We start from the raw sequence: 16,546 nt of genomic DNA on the forward strand, positions 1-16,546 counted from the left end.
GCCGCCATTCGAAAAGCATCGCCAGGTCATAGTGTCCAAACAGAAGCTGAGGGAAATCTTGGGCCCGTTAGAACCGCTGCGCCAAGGAGAGGTTCGCACTAGTCTCGCCCTAACACCCACCCCCGCCATCATGTGCGTTGCATCACAAAATCGCAACGCTGACTGATTTTCAGTCGGTGGTCTTGCCAAGATCGCAAGTCAAGGGATAACGTCTGGGGATGGCATCGGCAGCAGATCACGCGGGACTAGCAGAACGAGCCCGCGTCTCCATCCGGAATTCCGGCCTCGCCCAACGGGAGGTGGCACGGCACATTGGCTTGGATGAAACCAAACTCTCCAAGGCGCTCAAAGGCACGCGGCGCTTCCTGCCGGCGGAGCTGACTAACCTTGCGGATGTCACCGGCGTGACGGTGAACTGGCTGATCTCCGGTTCCGATCAAAGCCAAGGTCCGTCAGTGCCGCCGCCGGCCAAGGTCCTGCCAACACGGCACCGCGAAAACAACGAGCAGGCGCTGAAGCGGCGCGCGATCATCGAAGCGGCGTGGTGGCTGCTGGCCCGCCGCGGCTACTCCGCGGTACGCATTGCGGACATTGCCTACGTCTGCGAGATGAGCAGCGCTACAGTCCACTACTACTTCTCCACCAAGCGGGAGATCTTCGCCGAAACCCTGCGCTACTCTGTCAAGCTGGCCTTTGACCGCCAGATCGCCGAGCTGCACACGATCTCGGATCCGGTGGACCGGCTTAAGCGGCTGATCGAACTGCAGCTGCCTGCGGGAGACCGGGGCCGGGCAGAGTGGTCCATTTGGCTGCAGACCTGGGCGGACGTAGCCGTGGATGAGTCCGGCAAGGAGAACCACGCCCAGGGTTACCGCCGCTGGTACCAGACCATGGAGGACACCATCCTCCACGGGCAGCAGTTCGGCGTCTTCGTCGATGCGCCCTCCGGGGAGCTGGCCATGGACCTGACCAGCCTGATGGACGGACTCGGCATCAAGGTCCTGACCGGCATGCTGACTTCCGATCAGATGTTCAGCCACATCCAGAGTTTTATAGACCGCAATATTGTCAAACCACAAGGGAGTCCCCAATGAACCGCAAGGTTATCGTCACCTGCGCACTCACCGGCGCCGGCGACACCACCGGCAAGAGCGAGCACGTACCCGTCACCCCTGAACAGATCGCCGCTGATGCCATCGCCGCGGCGCGTGCGGGGGCTTCCGTGGTCCACATTCACGTCCGCGACATCGAAACCGGGCAGGGTTCACGCGATGTAGCCCTGTACCGCGAAGTTGTCCGCCTGGTGCGCGAAAGCGACGTCGATCCGGTCATCAATCTCACGGCCGGCATGGGCGGCGACCTGGTGCTGGACCCGGGCCACCCCACCAAGCAATTGCCCGGCACGGACCTGGTCAGCGGGCTGGAGCGCCTGGCCCACGTGGAGGAGCTGCGGCCGGAAATCTGCACCATCGACTGCGGCTCGCTGAACTTCGGCGAAGGCAGCCAGGTCTACATCAGCACACCCGACATGCTGCGCGAGGGCGCCGAGCGCATCAAGCAGCTGGGAGTGAAGCCGGAGATGGAGATCTTCGATACCGGCAACCTCTGGTTCGCAAACGTGATGGTGGAAGAAGGCCTCATTGCCCCGCCGCCGCTGTACCAGCTGTGCATGGGTATCCCCTACGGGGCCCCCGTTGACGCGGGCCTGCTGCACGCCATGGTCAACATGCTGCCCGAGGGCGCGCAGTGGACCTCCTTCGCCATCGGCCGCGACCAGCTGCCGTGGGTGGCCCAGTCCGTGCTGCTGGGCGGCCACGTCCGGGTGGGGCTGGAAGACAATCTCTACCTCAGCAAGGGCGTCAAGGCCACCAACGCGCAGTTGACCGAACGCGCCATCCAGATTGTCCACGACCTCGGCTCGTCGGTGGCTACGCCCGACGAAGCCCGCGAAATCCTCAAGCTCGAGAAGAAGGCCTGAACCTATGACCACCGCAGATTTCACCCCCTTGGACATGAACGACGTCGGCGCTGTCGCCTGCGTGGGCGTCGGCACCATCGGCGGCGGCTGGGCCGCCTACTTCCTGGCCCGCGGTTACCGCGTCCAGGCCTGGGACCCCTCCCCCGATGCGGAGCCGAAGCTGCGCCGCCTCATCGACGCCGCCTGGCCGGCCCTGACGAAGCTGGGCCTTGCGCCGAACGCCTCGAAGGACAATTTCACCGTCCACTCTGATCTGGCAGAGGCCGTGGCCGGCGTCGGTTTCGTGCAGGAAAGCGCACCCGAGGTCCTGGAACTCAAGCAGTCGCTGCTGGCCCAGATCGACGCTGTGACGGCCCCCGACGTCGTCATTGCCTCCTCCACTTCCGGCTACGGTATGACGGAGATGGCTACCGAGGCCGCCAATCCGTCGCGGCTGGTGGTCGGGCATCCGTTCAACCCGCCGTACCTCATTCCGCTGGTGGAGGTTGTCGGCGGCGGGCAGACCTCCACGGCCGCCGTGAAGTGGGCTTCGGCCTGGTACGAGCACATCGGCAAGTCCGTGATCACCATGGACCGCGAAGTCCCCGGCTTCATTGCCAACCGGCTGCAGGAAGCGCTCTGGCGCGAAGCGCTGCACATGGTGGACAACGGCGAGGCCACGGTGGAGCAGATCGACCTGGCCATCACGGACGGACCCGGCCTGCGCTGGCCGCTGCAGGGGCCCATGCTCACCTTCCACCTGGCCGGCGGCGAGGGCGGCATGGCCCACATGCTGGACCATTTCGGCCCGTCGTTGAAGTCCCCGTGGACCCGGTTGGATGCGCCGGAACTGACACCGGAACTGCGCGACGCCGTGATCGCCGGCTGTGACGAGGAAGCCGCCGGGCGGACCGTCCCGGAACTGGTGGCCGCACGCGACGAGGCGATCATCGCCATCCGGAACGCCATCGCCGCGGTGAAGGCGGAAAGATGAACGGCATGGCGGCCGGCGAACTCGCCGTTTACCGCTGCACGGTCCTGCCGGAGTGGATCGACTACAACGGCCACATGTCCGAAGCCTTCTACGTCCTGGCGTTCGGCTTTGCCACGGACCACGTCATGGACCAGCTGGGCCTGGATGAGCCGTACCGCATGCAGACGGGCAACTCCCTCTACACCGTCGAAGCCCACGTCAGGTACCTGGCCGAAACCGGACTCGGCGCCGAGTTGGAAATTACGACGGCGATTGCAGGCTCCGGCCCGAAGAAGCTCCATCTGGCCCATGAGATGCACGCCGGTGGCCGCCTTATTGCCACCGAGGAGCTGCTGGCACTTCACGTCAACCAGCAGTCCGGCCGCAGCGAAGCCTTCCCTGCGGCCATCACGGGGAACATCGATGCCTTTGGGCGCGCGGCTGGTCCGGCGCCGGATTGGATCGGACGGAAAGTCTCTGCTTAGCCGTATTTCCCTCCAGAAAGAAGGAACAGTGGAACCAGCAACTTCCTCTAGACAGCGGCTGCCGGATACCTCTGCCCTGCAGCTGACCCGCCGACGGCTGCTCGGCACCGGCCTCGCCCTGGGACTGGGCGGCTTCCTCGCCGCCTGCAGTGGCGGACAGCCCAATGTCCTGGCCAGCCCCGAGGGTCCGCCGCAATCCGGCGGCACGCTCCGTGTGGGTCTCTCCGGCGGCGGTGCCGCGGACAGTCTCGACGCCCACTCCCCTGTGAGCACCACGGACATTGCCCGGGTGGTGAACCTCTACGAATCGCTGCTCTACCGCGACGAGAACTACGAACTGCAGCCGCTGCTCGCCGTCAGCGCCACGCCGTCGGACGACGCGCTGGTCTGGACGGTAGACCTGCGCAAGGGCGTAACCTTCCACGACGGCCGGCCCCTTACCGGTCGGGATGTGGCGGCAACGTTCAAACGGATCACCGATCCGGACGATCCCAAGACAGGCGCGTCCTCGCTCTCCGTCCTGGACGAGGTGGCCGTTATCAACGACCACCGGGTGGAGTTCCGGCTCAACACCGCTGCCGCCACCTTCGACGATTCCCTCGGCCAGTACGCCCTGGGCATTGTGCCCGAAGACTACGACCCGGCCACGCCCGTAGGCACCGGACCCTTCAAGTACCAGTCCTTCACCCCCGGACGCAGCAGCCTGTTTGTCCGCAACGAGAACTACTGGCGCGACAACGAACCGTATCTGGACGAGCTGGCAATCCTGAATTTCGACGACGACGACGCGCTCATTAATGCGCTGCTCTCCACCCAGGTGGACGCCGTCGGACAGATTCCGCTGGCCCTGCTCGAGGTGATCGATGCGGATCCGCGGATCAGTATCCTCAACTCCGAAACCGGCATGTGGATGCCGTTCACAATGCGGGTGGACAAGCCGCCCTTCGACGACAACCGGGTCCGCCAGGCCTTCCGCCTGGCGGTGGACCGGGAACAGATGATCGAACAGGTGCTCAGCGGCAACGGCAGCATCGGGAATGACCTCTATTCCCCGTTCGACCCCGGCTATGCCTCCAAGCTGCCCCAGCGCGTGCAGGACATTGCCCGTGCCAAGGAACTGCTGGCCGAAGCGGGCTACCCGGACGGACTGAGCGTCGAACTGGTGACCGCTCCGATCCAGGCAGGCGCCGTGGAAGCGGCCCAAGTATTCGCGCAACAGGCGGCTGCCGCCGGTATCAACGTGAAAATCCGCCGTGTGGATACCACCACGTTCTTCGGCGACGGCTACCTGCAGTGGGACTTCGCGCAGGACTTCTGGTACACCCGGAATTTCCTGCCGCAGGTCAACAACAGCTCGCTGCCCACCGCACCCTACAACGAGACTCATTGGGACCACCCGGAGTTCAACGAACTGGTCGCCCAGGCCAAGGGCACCTTGGATCCGGACAAACGCAACGAGCTCATCGCCGCAGCGCAGGAGATCGAGTATAACGAGGGCGGCTACATCATCTGGGGCCACCCGAACCAGGCGGACGCCTACCAGCAATACGTGGCGGGCCTGGTGCCCAACCGCACCGGCCTGGCGCTGTCCGGCTTCGAGTTCCGCCGCGTCTGGCTGGGAGGAGACCTATCATGATGCCGATTATTTTGCGCCGGCTGGCTACCAGTGTGCTGATCCTGCTGGCGGTGTCCGTCCTGGTTTTCGTGGCGACCCTGCTGCTGCCGGGCGATCCGGCCCAGGCGATCCTGGGCCAGCAGGCCACGCCGGAACGGCTGGCGGCCCTCCGCGAACAGATGAACCTCAACGACCCGGTCTTGCAGCGCTACTTCAGTTGGCTCGGCGGCCTTTTCGTCGGCGACCTCGGAATTTCGGCGGCCTCCGGCGGCCCGGTCAGCGCGCTGCTGGGTGAACGCATCGGCGCCTCTCTGGTGCTGCTGGTCGCGGCCAGCCTCATCAGCCTGCCCGTGGGCTTCCTCGTGGGAACGTACAGCGCCCTGCGCCGCGGCCGCACCGGCGACCATGTCACCACCGGCGTCAGCCTGGTACTGGCGGCGCTGCCCGAATTCGTCATCGGCATCGCGCTGATCACCTTGTTCTCCACCACCGTTTTCCCCATCCTGCCCTCGGTCACCATGGCCCCGCCCGGCGAAGCGGTCTGGAACTACCCGCTGCAGCTGGTCCTGCCCACCCTGACCCTGGTGCTGGTAGTCACCCCCTACATCACACGCATGATGCGGGCCACCATGCTGGAGGTACTGGACTCGGGCTATGTGGAGATGGCCCGGCTGAAGGGTGTGCCTGAACGCCAGGTCATCCTGCGGCATGCTCTCCCCCACGCGCTGTCGCCGGTGGCCCAAGTGGTCGCCATCCAGCTCGCGTGGATGGCCGGCGGCGTCGTCGTTGTTGAATTCCTCTTCCGCTATCCCGGCATCGGCCAGGCCCTGGTGGATGCGGTAGCCAACCGGGACGTGCAGGTGGTCCAGGCGTTGTCCATCCTGATCGCCGCGGTCTACATCATGGTCAACCTGCTGGCCGATATGGTCGGCATCCTGACCAATCCGAAACTACGCACGGGGGGCACCCGATGAGCGTCATTGATTCACCCCAGGACATCGCCCGCGAAGTCGAGACCCCGCCAGGACTGCTGCGGCGGCTGGTCCGCCAGCGGCAGGCAAAGATCGGCATCGCGCTGACCGGCGTCGTCGTCCTCCTGGCCGTGCTCGGACCTTTGCTGCTGCCCTGGGCCACCGGCTATACCAGTACCCAGTTCGCCGGCCGCCCGTTCCAAGCGGACGGTTTGTTCGGCACGGACAATCTGGGCCGCGACGTCCTCAGCCGGTTCCTCGACGGCGGCCTGCGCCTGCTGATCTACGCCGCGCTGGCCACGCTGCTAGGCATGGTCCTGGGCGGACTGACCGGCATGGTCGCGGCTTACCAGGGCGGCTGGGTGGACAGCATCATCATGCGCGCCAACGATGTCATGCTGGCCCTGCCGCAGCTGGTCTTCGCGCTGCTGGCCATCACCGTGCTGGGTCCGCAGGGCTGGGTGCTCGTGGTGGTCATCGGCATTACCCACGCGCCCCGCATCGCCCGGGTCACCCGCTCCGCCACCGTGGAAGTCATCACCGAGGACTTCATCCGCGCCGCGGAGATGTATGCGGTGCCCAAATGGAAGATCCTGGTCAAGGACGTGCTGCCCAACATCACCGGCCCCCTGATGGTGGAGCTGGGACTGCGGATGACGTACTCCATCGGCGCGGTGGCCTCGCTGTCCTTCCTGGGCCTGGGTATGCAGCCGCCCACCGCGGACTGGGGATTGATGATCAACGAGAACCGCATTGCCCTGGTGGTCCAGCCCTGGGGCGTCATCCTGCCCGTCCTGGCGATCGCCGTGCTGACGGTCGGCACCAACCTGATCACCGATTCCTTGGCGCGGGCATCGGCCAACGTGAACGTGGGAGCAACCAAATGAGCACGTCCATCTCGGAAAACACCACCACAGCCACGCCGGTGCTCAGCGCCGACGGGCTGCGGGTCGCCACCACGGCGGGCGAGGAAATCCTGCACGGGGTCTCCTTCGAGCTCCAGCCGGGCAAGATCCTTGCCCTGGTGGGCGAATCCGGCTCCGGCAAAACCACCGCCGGGCTGGCCTGCCTGGGGCACTTCCGCCAGGGCCTGGAGCACACCGGCGGCGAAATCCACCTGGCCGGTTCCGGCCAGGACGGCAGCATCCTGGACCTGCCGGAGTCCGAACGCCGCAAACTCCGCGGCGGCGCCATCTCCTATGTCCCACAGGATCCGGCCCTTTCGCTGAACCCCGCCATGCGGATCGGCGAGCAGATCATGGAAGTCCTGCGGGTGCACCGCTACGGGGACTCGGACGCAGAGCGCCGCGGCCGTGCCGCAGAGGTGTTGGCCGAGGTCGGTCTGGAGAATGACCGGGCCTACTTGGGCCGCTATCCGCACCAGCTCTCCGGCGGCCAGCAGCAGCGGGTGGGCATCGCCATGGCCTTCGCCTGCCGGCCCGCGGTGATGGTGCTCGACGAGCCCACCACCGGCCTCGATGTCACCACGCAGGCGCTGGTGCTGCAGACCATCGACCAGCTGGCGGAGCGGCACAGCGTTGCCGGACTCTACATCACGCATGACCTGGCGGTCGTGGCCAAGGTGGCGGACGACGTCGTTGTCATGCTCTCCGGCGACGTGGTGGAACACGGTCCCACAGCCCAGGTGCTCTACCGGCCGCAGCACCACTACACGCGCAAACTGCTCAACGCAGTTCCGGACCTGGCCGGCAAGCGCCGGGTGGGCAGCGTCGCGGCCATCACCGGTGAACAGGCGGCCGTGCCGCAGGACGGCAGCGCGGGCCACGCCGCTCAAATAACGACGGCGGACCGTCACTCAGCTGCGCATACCCCGGCGCCGGCGGCCCACCGCAGCCTGCTCGAAGTCTCCGGACTGCGTCTGGCTTACGGCGAGAACCAGGTGCTGGACGGCATCGACTTCAAGCTGGGGCAGGGCGAGTCGATGATGCTGCTGGGCGAATCCGGCTCCGGCAAGACCACCCTCTCGCGCTGCATCGCGGGCCTCAACGAGGACTACAACGGCACCGTCTGCCTGGACGGCGCCGAGCTGGCTCCGGGCACCCGTGCCCGCAGCGCCGAACAGCGCCAGCAGGTCCAGTACGTGTTCCAAAGCCCGTTCTCCTCGCTGAACCCGCGCCGGACCATCTGCGAATCCGTCGAGGTTCCCCTGCAAATGTCCGGCAAGATGAGCCGCAAGGAACGCCGGCTGCGGGTCCGCGAAGCACTGGACCAGGTGCGGCTGGGCGACAGCTACCTGGACCGCCGTCCGGGCGACCTCAGCGGCGGCGAGCGCCAGCGGGCCGCCATCGCCCGCGCACTGGTCAACGCGCCGTCGCTGCTGGTCTGCGACGAAGTCACGTCTGCGCTGGACGTCTCCGTGCAGGCCTCCATCATCGACCTGCTGCGGTCGCTGCAGACCGACACCGGCATGTCCATGCTGTTCGTTACCCACAACATCGCCCTGGCCCGGCATATCTCGCAGCGCATGGCCGTCCTGCAGCAGGGCCGGATTGTGGATCTGGGCAGCACCGAGGACGTGCTGGAAAATCCGCAGCACGACTACACGCGCGAGCTGCTGGCCAACGTCCCCACCTTCTAAGGAGTACCTTGACTGTCCCCTTCGAAAGTCATAACGACGGCGGCCTGCCGGACGAGGGTTTCAAGAACCTCCAGCGTGTCTTCGGGCACCACCTGCAGCAGGCGCAGGGCGGCATGGCGTTCTGCGTCTACCGCAGCGGCGAGCCGCTGGCCCGCTTCTACGGCGGCAGCACCACCCGGCGCTCCGCTGCCGGAACCGATGGGGCTGGGTGGGCCGACGGGGCCGAAAGCTGGGGCCCGAAGACGCTGGCGGTCATGTTCTCCGGCACCAAGGGAGTAGTGGCCACGCTGGCCGCCATGCTGGTGGAGCGCGGGCTGCTCGATGTCCGAAGGCCCGTGGCGGATTACTGGCCGGAGTTCGCGGCCGGCGGCAAGGAAGGGGTGCCGGTCTCCCAGTTGCTCAACCACACGGTGGGCCTGCCGTACGTGGATCCGGAGCCCGCGGGCGGGGACAGCTTCCACAATAACGCGCGGAACGCTGAGGTGCTCGCTGCCCAGGTCCCGTTATGGGAGCCGGGCAGCAAGGTGGCCTACCATGCCATCACCTACGGCTACCTGCTGACAGAGCTGTTCCGCCGCGTCACAGGTAAGTCCGTTGGCCAACTGCTTTCCGAACTGATCAGCACGCCGCTCGGGCTGGAAATCTACCTTGGGCTGCCCGAGGAATTGGCCCCTCGGCTCGCCACCATTTTCCGTTCCGATTCCTACGCGATCAGCACCTACCTGCAGGATCCGGAGCGGCGCAAGATCGTGGAACGGATGTACGGGCAATTACTGACCGGGGAGAAAGACCACTTCAACTCCCCCGAAATGCACCGCGGCCAGATGGCAGCCGGCGGCGGCATTGCCACGGCGGATGCCATGGCCAACCTCTACTCCCGTCTGGCGGATCCGGACGGCGGCCTGGTCTCCGCGGCGTCATTGGCAGAAGCGACCAGGACTTGGTCCGAAGGGCTCGATGCGATCAACGACCGCCCCTTGAGGTTCGGGCTAGGCTACGAGCTGGCCGATTCCATCGGGACCTATGGCCCGGTGGAGCCAGCGTTCGGCCACTCCGGCGCGGGCGGCGGCCTGCACGGAGCCTGGCCGGAGAAGAACGTGGGATTCTCGTTCCTGACCAACGAGATGCTCGCCGAAAACCAGGACACCCGCGTCAAAGACCTGTTGACACAGCTTGCCCGGCTCGTTTAGCCCCGAGGCAGGCGTCACCCGCAGCCGAATCAGAGCACCGCGGCGACGAGGGCGACCAGCGGCGGACCGCCTTGGGCCACGGCGCCGCTGATTCCCGTTCCACGCGGCCTGCTCAGGGCCAGCCGGTCGGCGATCAGCAGCACGATGCCGGACAGGAACATGAACAGGCAGATGTAGATGACCAATGCCCGCCCCACAACAACCTCGCCGGCAGCCCACAAAATGACGCCGAGGATCAGACCGGCGGCCAGGAAGAGGTTGTAGAAGCCAACCCCGAACGCCCACAGCCGGATGGCCGGAACGTCAGCCTCCGGTGTCGAAAAAACGCCTCCGTGCACACCGGGGCGCTGGAACAGCAGGGCTTCCCAGACGAAAACGAGGATGTGCAGCACCGCCGCCAGCAACGCGAAGCCCCAAACCACCCCGGTCATGGCACGCGCTCCATTCCTTCCACAGTGACGTCGTGGCGCGCCAGCACCTCGCGGACCTTGGCCAGGTTTTCCTCCATCGCCCGGTCGTGCGGCACGGTGGCGTCCAGGTCCGTGTGGAACCTCCCCATGCCATCGGTCAGGCTCACAACCAGGAACTTGGCCGACGGACTGAGCACCGTGAAGGTATGCAGGGCCGCCGGCGGGATCGCGATGGACTCCCCCGGCCCCAGATCGTACCCGTCGTCGTCGATCTGGACGATCATGCGGCCGTTGAGCACGTAGTACGCCTTCGCCCAACCGGTGCGGTGCGGCGGGGTGGCCGGACCGCGAGGTGCGTCGACCTCGAAGATTTCGTAGTTCCCGTCGGTATGTCCGGCGTCGATCTTTACCGTCAGGACGGCGTCCGGCGCGACGAATTCCTTGCCCTCGCCGGCGGCTGTGTGTTGAATAAGATGTGCCATGACTCCACGCTAGAAACCCGCCGTAACGGCGTCGATCCCAGAATTAAGGGGATCCTTGCGGTGCCGCCCGATGGGATACTTTTCTTATGTGGGAGGAGCGGGCCTACCGCGTCCGCAGGAACATCGCGGTACTTGCCGTCACCGGGCTGGGCGTCAGCGAACTGCACGCCGAGGCTATCCGTCTGGTCTGCCGGGAGATCAGCACCGAGCTGACCTGCTGGGCCACCATCGATCCGGAAACCCTGGTCATCAGCACCATGGCCAGCGGCAAGACGAGGATTCCGGTGGAGTATGAGCCGCTGCTGGCGGAGGCCGAATATGCGACGGCGGAACCCCATCGGTTTGCCGCGCTGGCCGCCCGCAAGCAGTCGGTCGCCGCGCTGTCCGAACTGCCGGAGCGCGAGCGTAGGCACAGCATCCGGCTCAACCAAGTGTGGCGGCCGCTTGGTCTGGACCGCGAACTGCGCGTCCTTTTCCTGGCCGACGGCGCATGCTGGGGCGCGGCGGGAATGGTCCGTTCCGGCCGCGACTTCACTGCTCGGGAGATGGAGTTCCTCGCTGCCGTGGCTCCGGCCATCGCCTCAGCGACCCGGCTGGCGGTGCGCTCCGAACTGCACGGCGCTCCGTCCGGAACCGGCCGGGCCATCGTCGTCACCGGGCCGCAGGGAGAACTGCGGTCGGCAACACCGGGTGCATTGGAATGGCGGAACCGGCTGGACGAGATCTCGCCGGGCCGCTTCCTGACCATGATGAGCGTGATGGCGGCCGGAGCGCGCACCTCGCCAACAGGTGAGTTCCGTGCGAAGCTGCGCGATGCCCGCGGGCACTGGGCCATCCTCCACGCGTCCCCGTTGCTCGGCGCGGAGGACGCCTCGACCGCCGTCGTGATTGAACCGGCCGCCGGTCAGGAGCTGGTCGCCCTGCTGCTGGCCGCCTACGGGCTGACTCCGCGCGAGCGTCACATCTGCGCCGAGGTCATTGCCGGACGTTCGACGGGGGACATCGCGGACCGGCTCTTCATCTCGGCGCATACCGTGCAGGACCACTTGAAGTCCGTCTTCGCCAAGGTCGGCGTCCACAGCCGCGGCGAACTGGCGGCACGCCTGCGGCCCGAACCGGTGGAGCCCGACAAGGAAACCATCGCGCCCTGAGGCGCGCACCGCCGTCGTACTTGGTTTGCCGCTCCCCCTTTATCGAGTGGTCGGTTCCGGCGTCCGGTCGGTGCGGTCCGCTTCTGCCTTTGCCACCACGTGCTCCCGGAGCGCGGGCATGATGGTTTCGCCGTAGACCCGCAGGGTCTCTTCTTTGTTGTCGTGCTGCAGGTAGCCGGCGAACTGGGTGACGCCGAGGGCCTTGAGCTTTTCCAGTTTCTCGATGTGCTGCTCCGCCGTGCCGAGCACGCAGAACCGGTCAACTATCTCGTCCGGGACGAAGGACGTGTGGGTGTTGCCGGCCCGGCCGTGCTCGTTGTAGTCATAGCTGTCCCGCCCGGCAATGTAATCGGTCAGGGCCTGCGGCACCGCGGAGTCCGAGCCGTACTTGGCCACAATATCCGCCACGTGGTTGCCCACCATGCCGCCGAACCAGCGGCACTGGTCGCGCATGTGTTCCCAGTCCTGGCCCACGTACATCGGCGCGGCCACGCAGAACTTGACGGCCAGCGGATCCCGTCCGGCATTGGCGGCTGCCTGGCGCACGGTCTGGATCATCCATTCGGCAATGTCCACATCGGCCAGTTGCAGGATGAAGCCGTCGCCCACTTCTCCGGCCAGCTTCAGCGCCAGCGGACCGTAGGCGGCAACCCACACCTCCAGTTCGGACCCTGCGCTCCACGGGAACTGCAGGGTGGCCCCGTTGTATTCGACCGGGCGCGAGTTGGCCAGTTCGCGGATCACGTGGATGGCCTGGCGCAGTGTCTTCAGCGTTGTCGGCGCGCCGTTGATCACGCGTACCGCAGAGTCGCCGCGGCCAATTCCGCACACCGTCCGGTTGCCGTACATCTGGTTCAGGGTGGCGAAGGTGGACGCCGTGACAGTCCAGTCCCGCGTGGCCGGATTGGTGACCATGGGGCCCACCTTGATGGTGCGTGTCTCGGCCAGGATCTGGCTGTAGATCACGTACGGTTCCTGCCACAGCAGGTGCGAATCGAAGGTCCAGACGTAGTCGAACCCGTGCTCTTCGGCCTTTTTCGCCAACGCCACGGTGCGCGCGGCCGGCGGGTTGCATTGGAGTACTGTTCCGAATTCCATGGCGCTCCTAGATCAGGTACTGGCTGGGAGCACGCCTGAGGTACTGCCCGTGCGTCTTGCTGCCCAGGTACTGGTTGTCGTCGACAATGACGCGGCCGCGGGAGAGGACGGTATCCACGTGGCCGTCGATCTCGAAGCCTTCCCACGCGGAATAGTCCATGTTCATGTGGTGGGTCTTCTCCAGCCCGATCGACGTATGCCCTTCAGGGTTGTAAATAACGACGTCGGCATCGGCCCCGGGGGCGATGACGCCTTTGCGTCCGTACATGCCGAACATCCGTGCAGGGGTGGTGCTGGTGATTTCCACCCAGCGCTCCAGCGGGATCTTGCCGTCCACCACTCCCTGGTAGATCAGGTTCATCCGGTGCTCCACACCGCCGATACCGTTGGGGATCTTGGAGAAATCGCCCACGCCCATGTCCTTCTGCCCCTTCATGCAGAACGGGCAGTGGTCGGTGGAGACCATCTGGAGATCGTTGGTCCGCAGCGCCTGCCACATGTGGTCCTGGTGATGCTCAAGCTTGGAGCGCAAGGGCGTGGAGCATACCCATTTGGCCCCTTCGAAGCCCGGCGCCCCCAGCTGGTCTTCCAGCGAGAGGTAGAGGTACTGCGGGCAGGTTTCGCCGAAGACGTTCTGGCCGTTGTTCCGGGCTGCCGCCAGCTGCGCGACGGCCTGCTTGGCCGAGACGTGGACCACGTACAGCGGGGCGCCGGTGAGATTGGCCAGCATGATGGCGCGGTGGGTGGCTTCCTCTTCCATCTGCCACGCCCGGGCCACCCCGTGGTAGTACGGATCGGTTTTGCCCTGGGCCAGCAGTTCGGCCACCATGGCGTCGATGGCCGGGCCGTTCTCGGCGTGCATCATGGTCATCAATCCGGTGTCGGCCCCCACGCGCATCGCCTTGAAGATCTGCGCGTCGTCGCTGTAGAAAACGCCCGGGTACGCCATGAACAGTTTGTAGCTGGAGATCCCCTCGTCGATCAGGCCCTCCATGGCCTTGAGCGAATCGTCGTTCACGTCGCCGATGATCTGGTGGAAGCCGTAGTCAATGGCGCATTCGCCGGACGCCTTGTCGTGCCAGGCAGTCAGCGCGTCCATCACCCGCTCGCCGTACTTTTGGATCGCGAAGTCCACGATCGTCGTCGTGCCTCCCCAGGCAGCGGCACGCGTACCGGTTTCGAAAGTGTCGCTCGCTTCGGTGCCGCCGAACGGCATCTGCATGTGGGTGTGCGCGTCGATCCCGCCGGGAACAACGTATTTGCCGGCGGCATCCAGCACGGTGTCCACCGAAGACTTCAGGTCATGGCCCAGCAGGGTGGAGCCGGGCGCCAGCACGGCCAAGATCTTTTCGCCGTCGATCAGCACGTCGGCTTCGCTGCGGCCTGTCGAGCTGACCACGGTCCCGCCGGTAATCAGGGTTGTAGACATCGGGTTTCTCCTGCCAAGTTCTCGGGGCCGGGCGGCTTACGGCGCGACGATCGGTCCGTAGGCATCCGGGCGGCGGTCCCGGTAGAACTGCCAGCTGTTCCGGGCGGTGCGCACCAGGTCCATGTCCAGGTCGCGGATCAGCAGTTCCTCCTCGCTGCCGCTGCCCAGTTCACCCACGTAGTTCCCCTGCGGGTCCACAACATAGGAGGTGCCGTAGAAGTTCACCGCCTCGTCGCCGAACTCGTTGGCTTCCGATCCCACACGGTTGGGCACCACCACGTAGTAGCCGTTGGCGGCCGCGGCGGTCGGCTGTTCCAGTTCCCACAAGCGGTTGGAAAGGCCGGGCTTGGAGGCGTTCGGGTTGAAGACCAGATGGGCACCGTTGAGGCCGAGCACCCGCCAGCTTTCGGGGAAGTGCCGGTCGTAGCAGATGTTCAACCCGACCTTGCCCACCGCGGTGTCGAAGATCGGCCAGCCGAGGTTTCCGGGCCGGAAATAGAACTTCTCCCAGAACTTCTCCACATGCGGCAGGTGGTTCTTGCGGTACTTCCCCAGGTACGTCCCGTCCGCGTCGATCACCGCGGCGGTGTTGTAGTAGATGCCGGGCTGTTCCTCTTCATAGACCGGAAGGATGATGACCATATGGTGCTCGGCCGCGAGCTTGGCGAAGCGTTCCGTCAACGGCCCCGGCACCTGCTGCGCGAAGTCGTAGTACTTGCTGTCCTGGACGATGCCGAAGTAGGGCCCGTGGAACAGTTCCTGGAAGCAGATCACCTGGGCGCCCTCGGCCGCGGCCTTGCGCACAAAGTCTTCGTGTTTCCTGACCATGGACTCCTCGTCCCCGGTCCAGGTGGTCTGGGTGAGTGCTGCCCTAACCGTTGTCATCGACTGCCTCCGATATGCCTTAAGACTGGGCCTAACGTCCGTCACGTGCCTGAAACGATAGCCGCACCGTGCTTGGAAAACCATGGTCCGAAGTCCGAAACCTCCAACGGAGTTTAAATGGGGCCTATACTCGGTCTCGGACCCACCGGTTGCGTATGACCGGCCCGCACGGCCTGGAATTGGGCCGCCGGTCACCGGCTGTCGCCGGTTCCATCGAACAGCGCCCCGGCGCGCTGGCTGCACATACCACTGCGCCTGGCTGACGAACCGAGGTCCCATGCGCAATTCCGCCTCGTTACGCTCCGTTTTGCCCCTGGTGGCCGCGGCTTCGCTGCTGCTCGCCGGGTGCGGCGGGCCCGCGCCGGCCGGCTCCGCTCCGAACACCGCGGCAACGAGTCCTGCAGCTGGCCCGGAGGCCGGCTCCGCTCCGGCCTCGGGCTTTCCGTTCACGGTGGATAACTGCGGCACCAAGGTCACCTTCACGGCGCCGCCGGAGCGTGCCGTCACGATCAAATCCACCAGCACGGAACTGCTGCTCGCCCTCGGTCTGGGCGAGCGGATGGTGGGAACGGCCTTCGCCGACGGCCCCGTGCCGCAGCAATGGCAGCAGGACATCCCCGTGATCTCCGAACAACTGCCGGCCCAGGAACCGGTGCTGGCGCTCGAACCGGACTTCGTCTACGCCGGGTGGGAATCCAATTTCTCCGCGGACGGTGCCGGCGAGCGCGCAGCCCTGGGCAAACTCGGCGTCAACACGTACGTCTCCCCCGCGGCCTGCCAGCAGCCGGGCTACCGGCCGGATCCGCTGACTTTCGAGAACATCTTCGCGGACGTCCGGGAAATGGGCCGGATTTTCGACGCCGGCGCCGCAGCCGAGCAACTCGTCGCCGAACAGCGGCAGCAACTCGACGCAATCGAGCCGCACAGTAAGGAGCTCTCGGCGCTCTGGTACAGCTCCGGCTCCGACACCCCCTTTGTCGGCGGCGGCAGCGGAGCTCCCCAGCTGGTGATGGAGGCGGCGGGCCTGCGGAACGTGGCCGCCGATGTGGACCAGGCCTGGTCCCCGTTGTCCTGGGAAGTTGTCGCCGAGCGGAATCCGGACGTCATTGTGCTGGTGGATTCCAGCTGGGGCAGCACCGAGAAGAAGATCGGCGTGCTGGAGGCGCATCCGGTGATCTCGCAGCTGGACGCGGTCAAGGAGGGCCGGTACCTGGTGGTCCCCTTCGCCGCTTCCGAGGCGGGCGTCCGCAGCGTCGAAACGGTCCAGTCCCTGGTGGACCAGCTGGCGGAACTGGATTAGG

The 16,546-nt window shown here is 65.9% G+C and carries 16 protein-coding genes; 11 read left to right on the top strand and 5 right to left on the bottom strand.

Annotated elements, in window-relative coordinates; translation table 11 throughout:
• Positions 1-218 precede the first annotated feature (218 nt).
• From HGO92_RS02355 to HGO92_RS02395, 9 genes are read left to right on the top strand one after another with little or no spacing between them, the layout of a single operon-like run.
• Entirely contained in the window at positions 219-1,094 is an 876-nt protein-coding gene (locus tag HGO92_RS02355) for a TetR/AcrR family transcriptional regulator (protein ID WP_169991487.1), read from the top strand.
• Entirely contained in the window at positions 1,091-1,978 is an 888-nt protein-coding gene (locus HGO92_RS02360) for a beta-keto acid cleavage family enzyme (RefSeq protein ID WP_169991489.1), read from the top strand. Before HGO92_RS02355 ends, HGO92_RS02360 begins: the two co-directional genes overlap by 4 nt.
• A gap of 4 nt (positions 1,979-1,982) precedes the next feature.
• The gene (locus HGO92_RS02365) at positions 1,983-2,951 is read left to right on the top strand and encodes a 3-hydroxyacyl-CoA dehydrogenase NAD-binding domain-containing protein (protein WP_169991490.1); all 969 of its coding nucleotides are present in this window, start codon (positions 1,983-1,985) and stop codon (positions 2,949-2,951) included.
• Positions 2,948-3,415: a thioesterase family protein gene (locus tag HGO92_RS02370; protein WP_169991492.1), complete on the top strand. Its 468-nt coding sequence runs from the start codon at positions 2,948-2,950 to the stop codon at positions 3,413-3,415. Before HGO92_RS02365 ends, HGO92_RS02370 begins: the two co-directional genes overlap by 4 nt.
• Before the next feature lie 28 nt (positions 3,416-3,443).
• On the top strand, positions 3,444-5,051 hold the full coding sequence (locus HGO92_RS02375; RefSeq protein WP_346768819.1) for an ABC transporter substrate-binding protein: 1,608 nt from the start codon (positions 3,444-3,446) through the stop codon (positions 5,049-5,051).
• Positions 5,048-6,004, top strand: coding sequence for an ABC transporter permease (locus HGO92_RS02380; RefSeq protein ID WP_169991494.1), 957 nt, complete (start codon positions 5,048-5,050; stop codon positions 6,002-6,004). The genes HGO92_RS02375 and HGO92_RS02380 overlap by 4 nt, the downstream gene beginning before the upstream one ends.
• Positions 6,001-6,888 carry an ABC transporter permease gene (locus HGO92_RS02385; RefSeq protein WP_169991495.1) on the top strand — a complete coding sequence of 296 codons (888 nt, stop codon included), beginning with the start codon at positions 6,001-6,003 and terminating at the stop codon, positions 6,886-6,888. Before HGO92_RS02380 ends, HGO92_RS02385 begins: the two co-directional genes overlap by 4 nt.
• Positions 6,885-8,600, top strand: a complete 1,716-nt coding sequence (locus tag HGO92_RS02390) for an ABC transporter ATP-binding protein (protein ID WP_169991497.1) — start codon at positions 6,885-6,887, stop codon at positions 8,598-8,600. Before HGO92_RS02385 ends, HGO92_RS02390 begins: the two co-directional genes overlap by 4 nt.
• 8 nt (positions 8,601-8,608) lie before the next feature.
• Positions 8,609-9,790, top strand: coding sequence for a serine hydrolase domain-containing protein (locus HGO92_RS02395; protein ID WP_169991499.1), 1,182 nt, complete (start codon positions 8,609-8,611; stop codon positions 9,788-9,790).
• A 29-nt stretch (positions 9,791-9,819) separates the two neighbouring features.
• Here HGO92_RS02395 and HGO92_RS02400 read toward each other — a convergent pair whose 3' ends face one another.
• Both HGO92_RS02400 and HGO92_RS02405 read right to left on the bottom strand, forming a co-directional pair.
• Positions 9,820-10,221: a DUF1304 domain-containing protein gene (locus HGO92_RS02400; protein ID WP_169991501.1), complete on the bottom strand. Its 402-nt coding sequence runs from the start codon at positions 10,219-10,221 to the stop codon at positions 9,820-9,822.
• The gene (locus HGO92_RS02405; RefSeq protein WP_169991503.1) at positions 10,218-10,682 is read right to left on the bottom strand and encodes a cupin domain-containing protein; all 465 of its coding nucleotides are present in this window, start codon (positions 10,680-10,682) and stop codon (positions 10,218-10,220) included. The genes HGO92_RS02400 and HGO92_RS02405 overlap by 4 nt, the downstream gene beginning before the upstream one ends.
• 86 nt (positions 10,683-10,768) lie before the next feature.
• On the opposite strand from HGO92_RS02405, the gene HGO92_RS02410 reads away from it, so the two are divergent.
• Complete coding sequence (locus HGO92_RS02410; protein ID WP_169991505.1) at positions 10,769-11,833, top strand: helix-turn-helix transcriptional regulator; 1,065 nt, start codon at positions 10,769-10,771, stop codon at positions 11,831-11,833.
• Between the two features lie 39 nt (positions 11,834-11,872).
• Here HGO92_RS02410 and HGO92_RS02415 read toward each other — a convergent pair whose 3' ends face one another.
• From HGO92_RS02415 to HGO92_RS02425, 3 genes are read right to left on the bottom strand one after another with little or no spacing between them, the layout of a single operon-like run.
• A complete protein-coding gene (locus HGO92_RS02415) occupies positions 11,873-12,931 on the bottom strand; it encodes a TIGR03842 family LLM class F420-dependent oxidoreductase (RefSeq protein ID WP_169991507.1) in 1,059 nt (352 codons plus the stop codon).
• A gap of 7 nt (positions 12,932-12,938) precedes the next feature.
• Positions 12,939-14,360 carry a dihydropyrimidinase gene (gene hydA / locus HGO92_RS02420; RefSeq protein ID WP_169991509.1) on the bottom strand — a complete coding sequence of 474 codons (1,422 nt, stop codon included), beginning with the start codon at positions 14,358-14,360 and terminating at the stop codon, positions 12,939-12,941.
• Positions 14,361-14,396: 36 nt separating this feature from the next.
• The gene (locus HGO92_RS02425; RefSeq protein WP_169991511.1) at positions 14,397-15,245 is read right to left on the bottom strand and encodes a nitrilase-related carbon-nitrogen hydrolase; all 849 of its coding nucleotides are present in this window, start codon (positions 15,243-15,245) and stop codon (positions 14,397-14,399) included.
• A gap of 277 nt (positions 15,246-15,522) precedes the next feature.
• Here HGO92_RS02425 and HGO92_RS02430 point away from each other — a divergent pair, with 277 nt between their 5' ends.
• The gene (locus HGO92_RS02430) at positions 15,523-16,545 is read left to right on the top strand and encodes a putative F420-0 ABC transporter substrate-binding protein (RefSeq protein ID WP_169991513.1); all 1,023 of its coding nucleotides are present in this window, start codon (positions 15,523-15,525) and stop codon (positions 16,543-16,545) included.
• Position 16,546: the final 1 nt, after the last annotated feature.

The sequence above is a fragment of the Crystallibacter degradans genome, assembly GCF_012952295.1.
Taxonomy (GTDB): Bacteria; Actinomycetota; Actinomycetes; order Actinomycetales; family Micrococcaceae; genus Crystallibacter; species Crystallibacter degradans.